Annotated in this window: 14 protein-coding genes; 6 read left to right on the top strand and 8 right to left on the bottom strand. The window is 68.5% G+C overall.

Translation table 11 applies throughout. The features are described 5' to 3' along the window. Positions 1 to 20: 20 nt before the first annotated feature. Positions 21 to 389: a hypothetical protein gene (locus BSE24067_RS15830; RefSeq protein WP_151064440.1), complete on the bottom strand. Its 369-nt coding sequence runs from the start codon at positions 387 to 389 to the stop codon at positions 21 to 23. Positions 390 to 471: 82 nt separating this feature from the next. On the opposite strand from BSE24067_RS15830, the gene BSE24067_RS15825 reads away from it, so the two are divergent. Further along, complete coding sequence (locus BSE24067_RS15825; protein ID WP_151064441.1) at positions 472 to 939, top strand: MarR family winged helix-turn-helix transcriptional regulator; 468 nt, start codon at positions 472 to 474, stop codon at positions 937 to 939. Positions 940 to 958: 19 nt separating this feature from the next. Here BSE24067_RS15825 and BSE24067_RS15820 read toward each other — a convergent pair whose 3' ends face one another. After that, the gene (locus tag BSE24067_RS15820) at positions 959 to 1,552 is read right to left on the bottom strand and encodes a TetR/AcrR family transcriptional regulator (RefSeq protein WP_151064442.1); all 594 of its coding nucleotides are present in this window, start codon (positions 1,550 to 1,552) and stop codon (positions 959 to 961) included. 119 nt (positions 1,553 to 1,671) lie between these two features. On the opposite strand from BSE24067_RS15820, the gene BSE24067_RS15815 reads away from it, so the two are divergent. Both BSE24067_RS15815 and BSE24067_RS15810 read left to right on the top strand, forming a co-directional pair. Then, complete coding sequence (locus tag BSE24067_RS15815) at positions 1,672 to 2,727, top strand: saccharopine dehydrogenase family protein (protein WP_151064443.1); 1,056 nt, start codon at positions 1,672 to 1,674, stop codon at positions 2,725 to 2,727. Continuing rightward, positions 2,714 to 3,481 (top strand): isocitrate lyase/PEP mutase family protein, encoded by a 768-nt coding sequence (locus BSE24067_RS15810; RefSeq protein ID WP_151064444.1) that lies wholly within the window; start codon positions 2,714 to 2,716, stop codon positions 3,479 to 3,481. Before BSE24067_RS15815 ends, BSE24067_RS15810 begins: the two co-directional genes overlap by 14 nt. Positions 3,482 to 3,612: 131 nt before the next feature. Here the strand turns inward: BSE24067_RS15810 and BSE24067_RS15805 are convergent, their stop codons facing one another. Next, complete coding sequence (locus BSE24067_RS15805) at positions 3,613 to 4,821, bottom strand: MFS transporter (protein WP_151064445.1); 1,209 nt, start codon at positions 4,819 to 4,821, stop codon at positions 3,613 to 3,615. Positions 4,822 to 4,937: 116 nt separating this feature from the next. Between BSE24067_RS15805 and BSE24067_RS15800 the strand changes: the two genes are divergently transcribed. Continuing rightward, positions 4,938 to 5,927, top strand: a complete 990-nt coding sequence (locus tag BSE24067_RS15800; protein WP_151064446.1) for an AraC family transcriptional regulator — start codon at positions 4,938 to 4,940, stop codon at positions 5,925 to 5,927. 72 nt (positions 5,928 to 5,999) lie between these two features. On the opposite strand, the gene BSE24067_RS15795 is transcribed toward BSE24067_RS15800, so the two are convergent. The 3 genes from BSE24067_RS15795 to BSE24067_RS15785 all read right to left on the bottom strand — a co-directional run bounded on the left by BSE24067_RS15795 (position 6,000) and on the right by BSE24067_RS15785 (position 8,650). Then, positions 6,000 to 6,167: a hypothetical protein gene (locus BSE24067_RS15795; RefSeq protein ID WP_170297455.1), complete on the bottom strand. Its 168-nt coding sequence runs from the start codon at positions 6,165 to 6,167 to the stop codon at positions 6,000 to 6,002. A gap of 83 nt (positions 6,168 to 6,250) precedes the next feature. Beyond that, positions 6,251 to 8,152: a DUF3857 domain-containing transglutaminase family protein gene (locus BSE24067_RS15790; protein WP_151064447.1), complete on the bottom strand. Its 1,902-nt coding sequence runs from the start codon at positions 8,150 to 8,152 to the stop codon at positions 6,251 to 6,253. Between the two features lie 192 nt (positions 8,153 to 8,344). Continuing rightward, positions 8,345 to 8,650: a hypothetical protein gene (locus BSE24067_RS15785; protein WP_170297454.1), complete on the bottom strand. Its 306-nt coding sequence runs from the start codon at positions 8,648 to 8,650 to the stop codon at positions 8,345 to 8,347. Positions 8,651 to 8,951: 301 nt separating this feature from the next. Between BSE24067_RS15785 and BSE24067_RS15780 the strand changes: the two genes are divergently transcribed. After that, on the top strand, positions 8,952 to 9,110 hold the full coding sequence (locus tag BSE24067_RS15780; RefSeq protein WP_170297456.1) for a hypothetical protein: 159 nt from the start codon (positions 8,952 to 8,954) through the stop codon (positions 9,108 to 9,110). Here BSE24067_RS15780 and BSE24067_RS33190 read toward each other — a convergent pair. Then, complete coding sequence (locus BSE24067_RS33190) at positions 9,101 to 10,222, bottom strand: DUF4892 domain-containing protein (protein WP_428839511.1); 1,122 nt, start codon at positions 10,220 to 10,222, stop codon at positions 9,101 to 9,103. The genes BSE24067_RS15780 and BSE24067_RS33190 overlap by 10 nt on opposite strands. Before the next feature lie 432 nt (positions 10,223 to 10,654). Between BSE24067_RS33190 and BSE24067_RS15765 the strand changes: the two genes are divergently transcribed. Next, positions 10,655 to 11,518 carry a crotonase/enoyl-CoA hydratase family protein gene (locus BSE24067_RS15765; RefSeq protein ID WP_151064449.1) on the top strand — a complete coding sequence of 288 codons (864 nt, stop codon included), beginning with the start codon at positions 10,655 to 10,657 and terminating at the stop codon, positions 11,516 to 11,518. 56 nt (positions 11,519 to 11,574) lie between these two features. Here the strand turns inward: BSE24067_RS15765 and pdeR are convergent, their stop codons facing one another. Then, complete coding sequence (pdeR, locus tag BSE24067_RS15760; protein WP_151064450.1) at positions 11,575 to 13,578, bottom strand: cyclic di-GMP phosphodiesterase; 2,004 nt, start codon at positions 13,576 to 13,578, stop codon at positions 11,575 to 11,577. Positions 13,579 to 13,633: the final 55 nt, after the last annotated feature.

Raw genomic sequence — 13,633 nt, 5'->3', positions numbered from 1 at the left:
CGCGCAGCGCCTGCCGCCACTCACATGCCGGGCACGGCGAGCACCGGCATCACGTCGATCGCGTCGCCCGGGAACAGCGTGAAATGCGGATGGCCTTCGAACAACGCGGCCGCCGCGTCATGCGATGCCGCGCGCACGATCGTGAAGCCAGTCATCGCATTGGCGGTGTCGGTGACGCCGCCCTTGCCGATCGTCTTCGTCTTGCCGAGCGGGCCGCCGAGCTCGACGATCGCGTCGCGGTGCCGGTCGACCCACGCATGCCACGCGGCGATCCCGTCCCGCTCGCGCGCACGCCGTTCGTCCTCCGGCAGCGCCATCCACGCCTTCATGCCGGGACTGTCCTTGCTGCCGAGGAATACCGCGAGATACAACTGCTGTTGAGCACTCATGCTTCCTCCGTCCGATGACGGGAACGGCGACCTGCCGCTCCTCGCCCTTGACACAATAGGTTGATATCAACACAATTGCAACATGGCACGCAAAGAAAATCTTCCGTTCGAAACGACGCTGATGGTGCGCGATTGCTGTCTGTGCCTGCACATGCAGCGCGCGGCGCGCAATCTCGCGCGCATCTTCGACGATGTGCTGCGTCCGCTGGATCTCACCAACGGCCAGTTTTCGCTGTTGATGTCGCTGAACCGGCCGCAGCCGGCCGCGATGAAATCGGTCGCGTCGCTGCTCGCGATGGACCGCACCACACTGACCGCCGCGCTGAAGCCGCTCGAGCGGCGCGGGCTCGTCACCATCACGCAGGACCCCGACGACAAGCGCAGCCGCCTGCTCGCGCTCACGCCGGCCGGCCATCAGCTGCTCACCGAGGCGTTCCCGCTATGGCAGCAGACGCACGCCGAGATCGAACGGCCGTTCGCGGCGGGCGAAGTCGACGTGTTGCGCGAGCAGTTGCGCGCGCTGTCGGCGGATCCGGCCACGCGCGACTGATACCGCGCGGCCCCGCGCGCTACTTCCTGCCCTTCTTCGGCATCAGCAGTTGCGCGAATTCCTGCAGGAAGCGCACGGGCCCGTACGCATGCAGCGCCTGCCCGCTGCTCAGTGCACCGTCGATGACGGTCGCGAGCCGCAGCGCGTACGTCTGCGGTTCGTCGATCCGCATCGCGCTCGCGAGCTCGTTCAGCCGGCGCCGCAATTCCTGCTTGTGCGCGACGGCGACCTTGCGCGCCGGATGATTGCCGTCCGCGTATTCGGCGGCGATGTTGATTTGCGGGCAGCCGCGATAACCGGGGCGCTCGATGCGCTCGCCGATCCATTGCAGTTGCGCATCGAGCTCGTCGCGCGGCGAGCGCCGGTACTGCGCGGCCACTGCGTCCCAGTGCGCCCAGAAATCCGCGTCCTCGCGCAACAGGAACGCCTCGATCAGGTCGTCCTTCGTCGCGAAGTGGCGGTACAGGCTCGTCTTCGCGACGCCCGCTTGCGCGACGATCAGATCGACGCCGACCGCCCGCGTGCCTTCCCGATAGAACAGCTCGCTCGCCGTTTGCAGAATGCGCTCGCGCGTATCGGGCGCGCTCCCGTTCGTGTCGTTTCGCTTTTTCATCCCAGCCCGGCCGCGACGGCCGCCCGTCCCGCAAAAAGTGCATCCGATGATAGCACTGCCTGATTGACGGCGATACAGGTCTGTACTATAAAACAAACCGGTCTGTATCGGAGTGGATCATGAACGATCGAATGACGGTTGCCGTGTATGGCGCCACCGGGCACACCGGGCGGTTTGTCGTGGCGGAACTGGAGCGGCGCGGCGTCGGCGCGATCCGCATCGGGCGCGATGCCGCGCGGCTCGCGCAACGCGGCAACGACGCGGCGCCGTGGCGCGTCGCGTCGCTCGACGATACGGACGCGCTCGATGCCGTATTGCGCGGCGCGCACGCGGTGATCAACTGCGCGGGCCCGTACCTCGACACCGCGCTGCCGGTCGCCGATGCGGCGTTGCGGGCCCGCATTCCGTATCTCGACCTGACGGCCGAGCAGCCGGCCGTCCAGGCGCTGATCGATCAGCGCGACACCCGTGCGCGCGCCGCCGGCGTGACGCTCGTGCCGGCCGCCGCGTTCTACGGCGGCCTCGCCGACCTGCTCGTGACGGCGCTCGCGAATCCGGCCCGGCCGATCGACCGCGTCGACGTCGCGACCGGCCTCGACAGCTGGCATCCGACGCACGGCACGCGCGTGACCGGCCAACGCAATCACGCGATCCGGCTGATCCAGCGCAACGGCAAGCCGGCCGCGGTGCCGCCGGCTGCCCGCACGCGCACGTGGCCGTTCCCGCCGCCGCTCGGCGACGCCGACGTGACGCTGCTGCCGTTTACCGAAGTGATCACACTCGCGCATCATCTGCGCATCGATACGATCGAGTCGTGGCTCGCGACACTCGCGCTGCGCGACGTGCGCGATGCCGACACGCCGCCGCCGCAACCGGTCGACGCGCTCGGCCGTTCGGCGCAGCGGTTCGCGATGGACGCCGTCGTCGTGCAGGACGGCGTCACGCATCGCGCGACCGCGTCGGGGCGCGACATCTATGCAGCCAGCGCGCCGATCATCGTCGAGGCGACGATGCGCGTGCTGACCGGCAGGACGTTGACGTCGGGCGGCGTACGCAGCGTCGGCGAATTGTTCGACGCACGCGATTTCCTCGCGGCGCTCGACACGATCAGCGTATCGTTCAACCACGCGACCGATTCGAATTTCCACCGGAGGGACGAGCATGAACCGCAATAACACCGAGAAAGCCGCGTATTTCCGTTCGCTTCACCGTGCGGGCCAGCCGCTCGCGCTATTCAACGTGTGGGACGCCGGCAGCGCGCGCACGGTGGCCGACGCGGGCGCTGCCGCGCTGGCGACCGGCAGTTGGTCGGTCGCGGCCGCGAACGGCTTCGGCGACGGCGAGCGGATGCCGAAAGCGCTCGTGATGGAAGTGCTCGCGCGAATCGCGCAGACGACGGACCTGCCCGTCACCGTCGATCTGGAAAGCGGGTACGGCGAGCGGCTCGAGGATGTCGCCGACACGATCGCGCTCAGCATCGAAGCCGGCGCGATCGGCTGCAATCTCGAGGACAGTTTCCCGGCGACGGGCGCATTGCGCACCGTCGACGACGCGGCAGCACGTCTCGCGGCCGCGCGCGACGCGGCCGATCGCGCGGGGACCGGCTACTTCATCAACGCACGCACCGACGTGTTCTTCACGGCCGCGGCCGATACGCACGACGAACGGCTGCTCGACGACGTGCTGACCCGCGCACGCGCTTACGCGGCGGCCGGCGCCGACGGCCTGTTCGTGCCGGGCCTGGTTTCGCCGGCGCTGATTCGCGCGCTGACGGCCGCGTCGCCGCTACCGGTGAACATCATGCGCGTCGCCGAAACGCCGACGCTCGCCGAACTCGCCGAATACGGCGTGGCCCGCATCAGCCACGGGCCGTACCCTTACCTTCAGGCGATGAAGGCGCTTGCGGCGATCGTCACGCAACACGGCTGATCGCCCGGCCCGATAAAGCGTCATGAAGCATGCGAAACGCGGGCACGCCGCATCATGCAACGTGCCCGCGCGGCGGCAGTCGACGATTCACACCGCAGTGTGCGAGCCGGCGTAGCGATCGGCGTGCCGCATCACTCGGCCAGCGCCGCCACCCCGACCCGCTTCGGCACGCCGGTCACGATCGTCGCGACCGCGACGGCCAGCACCGCGGCCGCGCCGAGGAACACGCCGCCCGCGCCGTTCGCGTCGAACACGACACCGCCCGCCGCCGCGCCCGTCGCGATCGCGAGCTGGATCGCCGCGACGATCAGCCCGCCCGCGCTCTCGGCTTCGTCAGGCACGGTGCGCGTGACCCACGTCGACCACGCGACCGGCACGCCGCCGAACGCCATCCCCCACAACGCGACGAGCACCGCATCGAGCATCGGCGCGCGGCCGAGTGCGACCAGCGCGACGCCGAGCACGACCATCAGCGCCGGCATGCCGATCAGCATCGGCCGCAGCCGGCGTTCGAGCACGCGGCCCGCGAGCGACGTGCCGACGAAATTCGCGATCCCGTAGCCGAGCAGGATCGCCGACAGCCCGTTCACGCCGACGCCGGCGACCTGTTCGAGAAACGGCCGCAGATACGTGAAGAACGCGAAATGTCCGGTGAACACGAGGATCGTCGCGAACATCCCGAGGCCGACGGTCGGCCGGCGCAGCACGTCGACGAGCGTGCGCAGCCGCGTGGTGCCGCTCGGCGGCATCGACGGCAGCGTGATCACTTGCGACAGGAACGCGACGCCGCCGAGCCCGGCCGCGATCAGGAACACGTTGCGCCAGCCGATCAGGTGCCCGAAGTAGCTGCCCATCGGCGCGGACGCGATCGTCGCGACCGCGACGCCGCTGAAGATGATCGACAGCGCGCGCGGCACCATCGCGGTCGGCACGAGCCGCATCGCGGTGGCGGTCGCCATCGTCCAGAAGCCGCCGAGCGCGATGCCGAGCACGACGCGGCCGATCAGCAGCATGGCCAGGTTCGGCGCGAACGCAACGGCGAGATTCGACGCGACGAGCAGCACCGAGAACGCGAGCAGCACGCGGCGGCGGTCGATCGTGCGCGTGAGCGCGGAGATCAGCAGGCTCGTGACGAGCGCGACCGTCGCGGTGGCCGTGACGGCCTGGCCGGCGACGCCCTCGGTCACGCCGAGGCTGTCGGCCATCGGCGTGAGCAGGCTCGCGGGCAGGAATTCGGCGGTGACGAGACCGAACACGCCGAGCGTCATCGCGAAGACGGCGCCCCAGGCCGGCTCGCGCGGTGCGGCCGGGGTGGCGGCAGAAGAGATTCCGGGATTCATGCGTCGTTCCGTGTCGTATAGGGAAAGTACTGATGTCGACGTATCGTAAGGAGCGGCGGCAGGACGGTCTATGACATACAATCCGTCATTGTTGATCAATCGTCCGAAATCTCAACATGTCCGACCCGCTGCTTCCTCCCGTGCCCGACGTGCACGACCTCGTCAGCGAGCTGCTGCTGGGGATGCGCCTGAGCGGCGTGCAATACCGCCGGATCCACGTGCCGCGGCCGTTCGGGCTGAGCTTCGGGCATGCGCCGGGCCGCGCGCAGTTTCATTTCGTCGGGCGCGGCCCCGTACTGCTGCGCGACACGGACGGCACGACGGTCCGGCTCGAGGCCGGCGACGCGATCCTCCTGCCGCACGGCCGCAAGCATGCGCTGCTGTCCGATCCGGACGCGCCGTGCCGCGAGATCGGCGGGTTCGAGGCCGCGAAGATTTGCGATACGGTCGCGTCGGTCGGCGCGGCGTCGTGCGCGGCGGCAGAGCCGGCCGCCGGCGATGCGCTGATCTTCAGCGCGTGCATGGAACTCGATCTCGGCGGCATGCAGCCGCTCGTCGGCACGATGCCGGCGTTCATGCACGTCGGCACGCTGCTCGCGCGCTACCCGGAAATCCGGCCGATGCTCGACGCGATGGAGCGCGAATCGTGCTCCGCGCGCGCGGGTTTCGCGGGCATTCTCGCGCGGCTTGCGGACGTCGTCGCCGCGTTCATCGTGCGCGGCTGGGTCGAGTGCGGCTGTGGCGACGCGACGGGCTGGGTGCAGGCACTGCGCGAACCGAAGCTCGGCCGCGCGATCGTCGCGCTGCATCGCGATCCGGGCCGCAACTGGAGCGTCGCGGAACTGGCCGCCGAAGCGGGCGTGTCGCGCTCGGTGTTCGCGGAGCGCTTTCTCGCGGCCACCGGGATGACGCCGGTGCGCTACCTGACCGAGCTGAGGATGCGGCTCGCCGCACAGTGGATCGCGCGCGATCGCGAGACGATCGAGGCAGTCGCGTACCGGCTCGGCTACGGGTCGCTCGCCGCGTTCAGCCGCGCGTTCAAGCGCGTGGTCGGACGGCCGCCGGGCGCGGTGCGCGCGGAAGCCGACGCGCCCGCCGACGCGTAACGCGCGGCACGGCAAACGCCTGTCGCGTCACGCACGCTTCGCGCGATCGTGCGCCGCCGGCAACGATCCCGCTCAGCCGCTGCGCGCGTCCAGCCGGTCGATCAGCGCCGTCGCGCACTGCACGGCCAGCGCCGCGCACTGTTGCGCATCCACCGGCGCTCCGCTCGTTACCGTGCCCTGCACGATCCGTCCCAGCAATTCCTTCGACAGCTCGGCGATTTCGTGTTCCCGTTCCGTCATGTTCGTCTCCTGCGCGACGGCCCGCTTCGGCCGCGCGCGTCGGGTCATGCCGGGCGCATGCGCACACGTGCCGCGCCCGGCCGTCAACGTTGCTTCGCCCGCACGACGATCTGCGCCTGCGTGTCGCGCTCGATGCGTTCGAGCGACGCGCGCAGCGCGGTGAACTCGTCGGCCGTGCAGACCTGCCGCCCGAATTCGGCCGTCATCCGCCGCGTAACCTGCACGACGTGCGCGGCCGGATCGAACACGTAATGCGACGTGAAATCGACGAAGCGGTCGCGCACGGCCGTATCGGCCGGCAGGTCCGTCACCGCGACGTCGGCCGGCAGCGCGATCTGGCCGGTCTCGTCGAACGCGCCGCCGAGACACGTCCACGGCTGCGTGCGCACCGGTTCGGCGAGCCAAGTCTCGACCTGCGTCGCGATCCCGCCGGTGACGCTCGACAGCGCGGGCACCGCGGTCGTGCCGTCCGGCCACACGAAGTGATCGAGCGTGCCGGTAAACGTCACGTCGAACGGCCCGCCGGTCGCGCGGCGATCGCTCGTTGCAATCTGCGCGCGGCCGCGCAGCCCGGTTTGCCGCAGCCGTTCGTTCGCGAGCTGGCGGAGGCGGTCGGGCGGCGCCCGGCGAAACAGGTTGCGTTCGAGCTCGGCCGTCCAGCCGGCGTCCTCGACGAGCGCGTGAACGCGCGCGGCGCCCGGCTGCGCGGCGTCGATCTCCACGCGGGCGGTGCGGCGCTTCGGCTGCGTGGCCGGCGTACGCGACAGCACGCCTGTGTCGACGAGCAGCGCCGGCCGGTCCATCACGATCGGCGGCAGGTAGCCGAAGGCGATGCCGGCCGTCGTGGTGTCCGCGTAGACACCCAGATCGGGCAACCACGTGATCGCATGATTGATCGCGCCGCCGCCGTAACCGGGCACCGACGGCAGCGTGTACACCGAGCCGAGATTGATCAGCACCGGTTCGCTGCGGATGCCGGCCGCCGCGAGCAACGCGCCGAACAGCGCGACGTGGTCCTTGCAGTCGCCGTAGCGGTTGCGCAGGATGTCCGTCACGCGATGCGGCGCGGCGGCCGTCTCGCCGAGAAAGATCGCGACGTACCGCACGTTCGCCTGCACCCAGTCGTACAGGATGCGCGCCTTGTCGTGCGGATCGGCGGCGCCGGCGGTAAGCGCGCGCGCCAGCTGCACGACGGCCGGATCGCGCGCGCCCGGATCGACGGCCGCGTCGCGGTAGCGCGCGGCGAACGCCGCATAGTCGGGCAGCGTGGACACCACGAGCCGGTCGCCGTAGGTCGGATAGCCGACCGAGCCGCTCTCGATCCGGTCGTACGGGCCGTGCCGGTAGTCGAATTCGTAGCGCGTGCGGCCGTTCGCCGTGACGGGCGGCAGCGCGACATAGCCGCGCGCATCCGCATGCAGCGGCATATCGGCCGGCACGTCGAAGATCAGCCGCTGGCTCTCCACCGGCTCGCGCGACGGTTCGACGGTGTAGCCGAAGTAACCGGCGTTGACGGGCCTCGTGCGCGACTTGCGGAACGCGATGCGCGTGCTCGATCCGGCTTCGACGCCGGGAAACACGACGGTGCGCAGCAGCCCGTCCTGGAACGTCGGCGCGCCGGCCGAACGCGGCTCCTGGACGTCGCGGATGCCGTCCGGGCCGACCGGATGCGCGACGCCGTCGCGATCGATCGTCTCGGCGGCGACCAGGTCGACCTTCTCGAGGTTCTTGTCGAACCACACGTAGCGCTGCGCGATCGCGTCGATCCCGTTCGCATCGTTCGCGCGCAGCGTCGAATCGTCGTGCTCGTCGAGCGAGCCGTCGCGTTGCAGCACGAACACGTGCACGTCGCTGACGATCGTGACCGGCGGCACGTCGTCGCCGGCCGCCGCGAATACCGGGCGCGCGAGCGCGGCGACGGCGACCGCAAGCGCAACGGTGCTGCCGGGCAGCGCGACGGTCGATCGAAACGGAAAACGCACCAAGTCGAAGCTCTCCGCGCGTTCAGGTTGATGTCGGGACGCGACGGGCGCGCGTTCCCGCGCGTCGCGCCGCGTCGTTCAACCCAGTGTGGGTGACGTGCCGGCGACCGTCAAGGCGCGGCGCGGCGAGCGATGTCGCCACGCTCGCGGGCGGACCGGAATGCGTGATGCGCCGACGTCCGGGTTGCCGAACTTTCACGACTTTCCCGGCGCGGGATCATCGATCATGTCACGCCGCGATATAAATTCAGTCACGCGGGGCAGCGCGCATGCGACGTCGCCGAAACGAACGACGATCCGACCGGATACATCGCGCTCGGGTCTCGCGCTGCGCACGGCGCTGCATCTCGAGCGCTGGCATCCGAAGCGGGTCGGGACGGCGATCGGCGCGTTGCGCGGTCTCCCGCCGATCGAAGCGATGCCGATCGCTCGCGCGAGCACGGCTGCGGGGTCGGAACGACGGAGCCGGGAATAGAAAGCGATGGAATCGCGGCTGCGCATGACCTATCGTCAATATGAGATCCGCCGGGCGCGCTGATCGACGCGCAGCGGACGAAGGGCCCAAGCCCGGCGCGCTGTACCAGCCGCTCGCGTTCGTCCGCCGGCGTGATGCCAGCGCACGGCACGACGCGCGCGTGCCCGATCGGAAGCCTCACGCACGCGCTCCGCCACGACGCAAACGCGCGGCGGATCCCGATCGCGCTGGCGAAGCGCTTCATCGACACGAAGCTCGCCGGCACTTCTGCACCCGCGGGCCGACGTCCGCCGGCGCGTATATCGGCTCCCACCAGCCGGAGGCGACATGGAAAACGGCATCGTCCCCATCATCGTGCTGCTCGCAGTCCTGCTGTTCGCGGTGCTGTTCTTCGCGGAACGGCGCAGCCGCGACCGCACGCGCGACCGGCTGCTGCATCGCTCGTCGCGGCGCTCCGCGCGCTCGCATACGCATCGTCATTCGTAAGCGGAAAGCCCGCCCGCAGAAATGTGACGCAGTCTCGCGTGCGGCAAGGATGGCAGCGGTTGTGCTGCTGAAACGCCAACGAGCGCGCCGGGGACGGCGCCCGTCCTCGTGCGCGTTGTGCGCGTTGTGCGGGTTGTGTGCCGTTGCGTCAGCGGCAATCGCCGACGCGCTTGCCGCGCCATGTCCACGCGAGCGTGTACGCACCGGCTTGTGCATGCTGGCCACGCAGTTGACCTTTCAGGTCGTAGCGCGTCGGCGTCACGTCGCCCGTCACGGTCGCGTTGCCGCGGCCCTGCTCGTTCGCGCAGGCGAGCGCGACGGTCAGTGTCGTGCCGGCGTAGTTCCAGTCCGTGATCGCGCATTGAACGTTGTCGCGCCGCAGCCGCGCGTCCATCGAGCTGCGGCTTCGATTCGGGCTTCATTTGCGCCTTGTCGGTGTCGAAGTAGATGCCGTACAGCGCGACCTTGCCGGTCGCCGCGAACCCCTTCTGCAACGCGCCGGAGCCGAGCACCTTGACCTGCCCCGTCTGCATCGGCCTCACTTCGACGACTTCCTCGTAGACGAGCGTGCGCTTGTTCGATGCCGAATCGTCCATCACGTGCAGGAACACGTACGCATCGCCAGACGCACGCGGCAGCTTCGCGAGAATCGTCCGGTGCTTGTCGCCGAAGTACGCGTCGCCACCGCCCGACTTCCTCATCTTGTCCGAGCTGATCACGAAGCGCTGGAACTCGAGACCGTTTCCCTGACCGCACTGGTCCTGCGTGCAACGAAACAGGATCTGGAATCCGCCCTTCTGCAATGCATCGAGATAGTTGCGCTCGACTTCCAGCGTCGATTTGTTGCCGCCGATCGTATAGGCGACACGCGTGACCTTTCCTTCCAGCGTCAGGCCCTTGGCTGCCTTGACGTCATCGATCGGCTGGTTCGGCAGGAACGCCTCGTCGAACGCGGTCTGCGAATACGCGTCGATCGTCGCGCCTGCGAAGCGCGTGAGCGGCGGATGATCCTTCGAACCCGGTATGTCGCCGGCAGCAAACGCCAGCGTGGAAAGCGACAACAACACGGCGGCCGACGACGCGCGGATTGCGGACGATGCAGCGTTCTTCATGGAGCCTCTCGGAATGGATTTGTTATGCGATCGAAAGCAACGAAGCGCGCGCATATCACCAAACCTGTTTGAGCCTTTTCCGACGCCGGCCGCACGCTAACGTTTGCGCGCGCAAGAACCGCGTCGAAACATGGGGCAGCAGACGCGGCATCGTCATCGCGCGTCCTCCGTCAACGCGTCGCGGAGCCGATACCGGCATCCCGCGCCGCTTCGTCCATCGAGCGGTCTCGTCGTTCGCGTCGTTTGCATGGATCGCGCGGCGCGCGTCGCCCGCGATGCGCGCGATGTCCACGTCGTGCGTTTTTCCCCGCAATTAGACCTTTGTGTGCGCGCAACAATGGCGATGCCTCGCGGCCGGCGCCATGCGGGGGCGCAGGTTTCCATGGCACCGGCCGCGGTGGCTTTGAAAACCACATCTCACGAGGACATACCATGCAACTCCAATCCCATCCGGCGTGCCGTCCGTTTTATGAAGCAGGCGAACTCACGCAACTGACCGCGTTCTACGAAGAAGGCCGCAACGTCATGTGGATGATGCTGCGATCGGAGCCGCGGCCATGCTTCAACCAGCAACTCGTCACCGACATCATCCATCTCGCGCGCGTCGCGCGCGACTCGGGCCTGCAGTTCGACTTCTGGGTGACGGGCTCGCTCGTCCCCGAACTGTTCAACGTCGGCGGCGACCTGAGCTTCTTCGTCGACGCGATCCGCAGCGGCCGGCGCGACCAGTTGATGGCCTACGCGCGCTCGTGCATCGACGGTGTGTACGAGATCTATACGGGCTTCGGCACCGGTGCGATCTCGATCGCGATGGTCGAGGGCAGCGCGCTGGGCGGCGGCTTCGAAGCGGCCCTCGCCCACCACTACATGCTCGCGCAGAAGGGCGTGAAGCTCGGCTTTCCCGAGATCGCGTTCAACCTGTTTCCGGGCATGGGCGGCTATTCGCTCGTCGCGCGCAAGGCGGACCGCGGGCTCGCGGAATCGCTGATCTCGTCCGGCGAAGCGCATGCGGCCGAGTGGTACGAGGATCGCGGGCTGGTCGACGAGACCTTCGACGCAGGCGACGCGTACCTCGCGACGCGCACGTTCATCGACGTGATGAAACCGAAGCTGAACGGCATCCGCGCGATGCTGCGCGCGCGCGAGCGCGTGTTCCAGATCACGCGCTCGGAGCTGATGGACATCACCGAGGAATGGGTGCACGCGGCGTTCACGATCGAGCCGAAGGATCTCGCGTATATGGAGCGTCTGGTGATGCTGCAGAACCGGCGTGTGTCGAAGCTGCGCACGGTGTGACTTGAGCGAAGCGCGCCGCCGTTCGGTCGGCGGCGCTCGCCGTCATGCGGGGATGCTCAGGCGATCAGCCTGAGTTTTCTCGTTTCCGCGAGCCAGGCTTCGAAGGCCGCTGCCGGCATCGGCCGCGCGAAGTAGAAGCCCTGTGCGTGGTCGACGTTGATCTGCTTCAGGAAGTCGGCTTCCGCGCGCGTCTCCACGCCTTCGGCGACCACCGAGAAACTCAGCGCCTTCGCGAGCGACACGACGGAGCGCACCAGCGCCTGCGAGCGCGGGTTGCGGTCGATGCCCGTGATGAAGCTGCGATCGAGCTTGATCGAGTCGAGCGGCAGCCGCGACAACTGCGACAGCGACGAATAGCCGGTGCCGAAATCGTCGAGGTGAATCTCCGCGCCGAGCTGGCGGAACTGCTTCATCAGCTCGTGCGCCGCTTCTTCGTCCTCGATGAAGCTGCTCTCGGTGAGCTCGATGTCGACGAGGCTCGGCTTGAGCGCGGCGCCGTCGAGAATCGACGCGAACTGATCGACGATGTTCATGTCCTGCAACTGCCGCGCGGACACGTTCACCGCGATCCGCACGCCGAGCCCCTTCGCCTTCCATGCGGCGGCCTGCGCGGCCGCGGTGCGCATCACCCAGCGTCCGAGCGGCGCGATCAGCCCCGACTCTTCCGCGAAACGGATGAACTCGATCGGCGCGACGAGCCCGCGATCGGGCGACTGCCAGCGAATCAGCGCCTCGACGCCGTGCACGTCGCCGGTCGCGATGTCGACGACCGGCTGGTAGTGCAGCACGAACTGCTCTTCCTCGAGCGCCTTGCGCAGGTTCGTGTCGAGCCACATGTACTTCGCGACCTTCTGGTTCATCTCCATCGAGAACACGCGGTACGTATGCTTGCCTTCTTCCTTCGCGACGTACATCGCGGTATCGGCGCTGCGGATCAGTGTTTCCAGCGAATCGCCGTGCTGCGGATACATCGCGATGCCGATCGAGCAGCTCGTGTAGACCTCCACCAGTCCGAGATGGATCGGCGTGCGCAGCCGCTCGAGGATGATCTGCGCGGTTGCCTCGAGCAGCGGGCGCGTGCCGTGCTCGAACAGCACCAGGAACTCGTCGCCGCCGAGCCGCGCGAGCGTCGCGCCGGACGGCAGGCAGCCGCCGATGACGGTGGACACGTCCTGCAGCAGGCGGTCGCCGGTGATGTGGCCGTAGTGATCGTTGACGCGCTTGAAGTTGTCGAGATCGAGGAACAGGATACCGACCTGGCCGCGCACGGCGGTGCGGTCCGCGGCCAGCGCGACGCGGATGCGCTCGTTGATCGCGTGACGATTCGGCAAGCCGGTCAGCACGTCGGTATTCGCGAGTTCGGTGAGCCGCTGCTGCGCGTTGCGCTCCTCGGTGATGTCGATGCCCGAGCAGATCAGGAACTGCTCGTCGGCGCCGCTGCCGCTCTGCACGAACTTGTTGCGGAACTGGAACAGGCGCGGCCCGTTGACCGTGTTGATGTAGCGCTCGACCGCGAACGACTGGTTGCTCGCGAAAAAGCCGGTGATGTTGCTGCGCGACTGCGCGCCCTGCTCGGGGCTCATGAACAGCTCGAACGCGCTGCGGCCGATCACGTCGACCTCGCGCTTGCCCGTCACTTCCTCGCACAGACGGTTGAAGCGCTGAACCATCCCATTGCGGTCGAGGATCACGACGAGCGAGTTCACTTCGGACACGACCTGCTCGGCGAACGCGAGCCCGTGCGCGAGATCGCCCGCGACGGACGCGGTATCGGAATACGCGGACGCGGTGCCGGCCCAGTTCGCGGTGTCGACCTTCCTGCCGACCAGATGGAAGCTGACCGTATCGCCGAACAGCGCGAGTTCGAGCACGAGGTGCGACGTGACGCCGGTGAGCGCCCGAATCCGCGCGGCCTGTTCGCCGGTGAGCGCCACCGCGATATTGGTGAGGCCGCGAACGGCGGCCAGCTCGAGTGCATTGCTGTCGCTGCCGAGGCGCCAGCATGGGCTGCGCGTACCGAGATGCGCCTCGAGCACCGCGCTATCGTTTTCGTCGTCCATGGACTCGCCCCGATCCAGAAAAAACGCACAGTGTAGACGGAGGCGAGCCGGCCGC

The sequence above is a fragment of the Burkholderia latens genome (assembly GCF_902499045.1).
GTDB lineage: Bacteria > Pseudomonadota > Gammaproteobacteria > Burkholderiales > Burkholderiaceae > Burkholderia > Burkholderia latens.
Note: the sequence above shows the minus strand (reverse complement) of the source record. Positions and strands in the feature narration are given on the sequence as shown.

Coding starts and splice junctions, on each gene's coding strand:
- BSE24067_RS15765 (WP_151064449.1), top strand. CDS start 10,655: ATGCAACTCCAATCCCATCCGGCGTGCCGTCCGTTTTATGAAGCAGGC.
- BSE24067_RS15780 (WP_170297456.1), top strand. CDS start 8,952: ATGGAAAACGGCATCGTCCCCATCATCGTGCTGCTCGCAGTCCTGCTG.
- BSE24067_RS15815 (WP_151064443.1), top strand. CDS start 1,672: ATGAACGATCGAATGACGGTTGCCGTGTATGGCGCCACCGGGCACACC.
- BSE24067_RS15795 (WP_170297455.1), bottom strand. CDS start 6,167: ATGACGGAACGGGAACACGAAATCGCCGAGCTGTCGAAGGAATTGCTG.
- BSE24067_RS15825 (WP_151064441.1), top strand. CDS start 472: ATGGCACGCAAAGAAAATCTTCCGTTCGAAACGACGCTGATGGTGCGC.
- BSE24067_RS15810 (WP_151064444.1), top strand. CDS start 2,714: ATGAACCGCAATAACACCGAGAAAGCCGCGTATTTCCGTTCGCTTCAC.
- BSE24067_RS15830 (WP_151064440.1), bottom strand. CDS start 389: ATGAGTGCTCAACAGCAGTTGTATCTCGCGGTATTCCTCGGCAGCAAG.
- BSE24067_RS15820 (WP_151064442.1), bottom strand. CDS start 1,552: ATGAAAAAGCGAAACGACACGAACGGGAGCGCGCCCGATACGCGCGAG.
- BSE24067_RS15805 (WP_151064445.1), bottom strand. CDS start 4,821: ATGAATCCCGGAATCTCTTCTGCCGCCACCCCGGCCGCACCGCGCGAG.
- BSE24067_RS15800 (WP_151064446.1), top strand. CDS start 4,938: ATGTCCGACCCGCTGCTTCCTCCCGTGCCCGACGTGCACGACCTCGTC.
- BSE24067_RS15785 (WP_170297454.1), bottom strand. CDS start 8,650: ATGCGCAGCCGCGATTCCATCGCTTTCTATTCCCGGCTCCGTCGTTCC.
- pdeR (WP_151064450.1), bottom strand. CDS start 13,578: ATGGACGACGAAAACGATAGCGCGGTGCTCGAGGCGCATCTCGGTACG.
- BSE24067_RS33190 (WP_428839511.1), bottom strand. CDS start 10,222: ATGAAGAACGCTGCATCGTCCGCAATCCGCGCGTCGTCGGCCGCCGTG.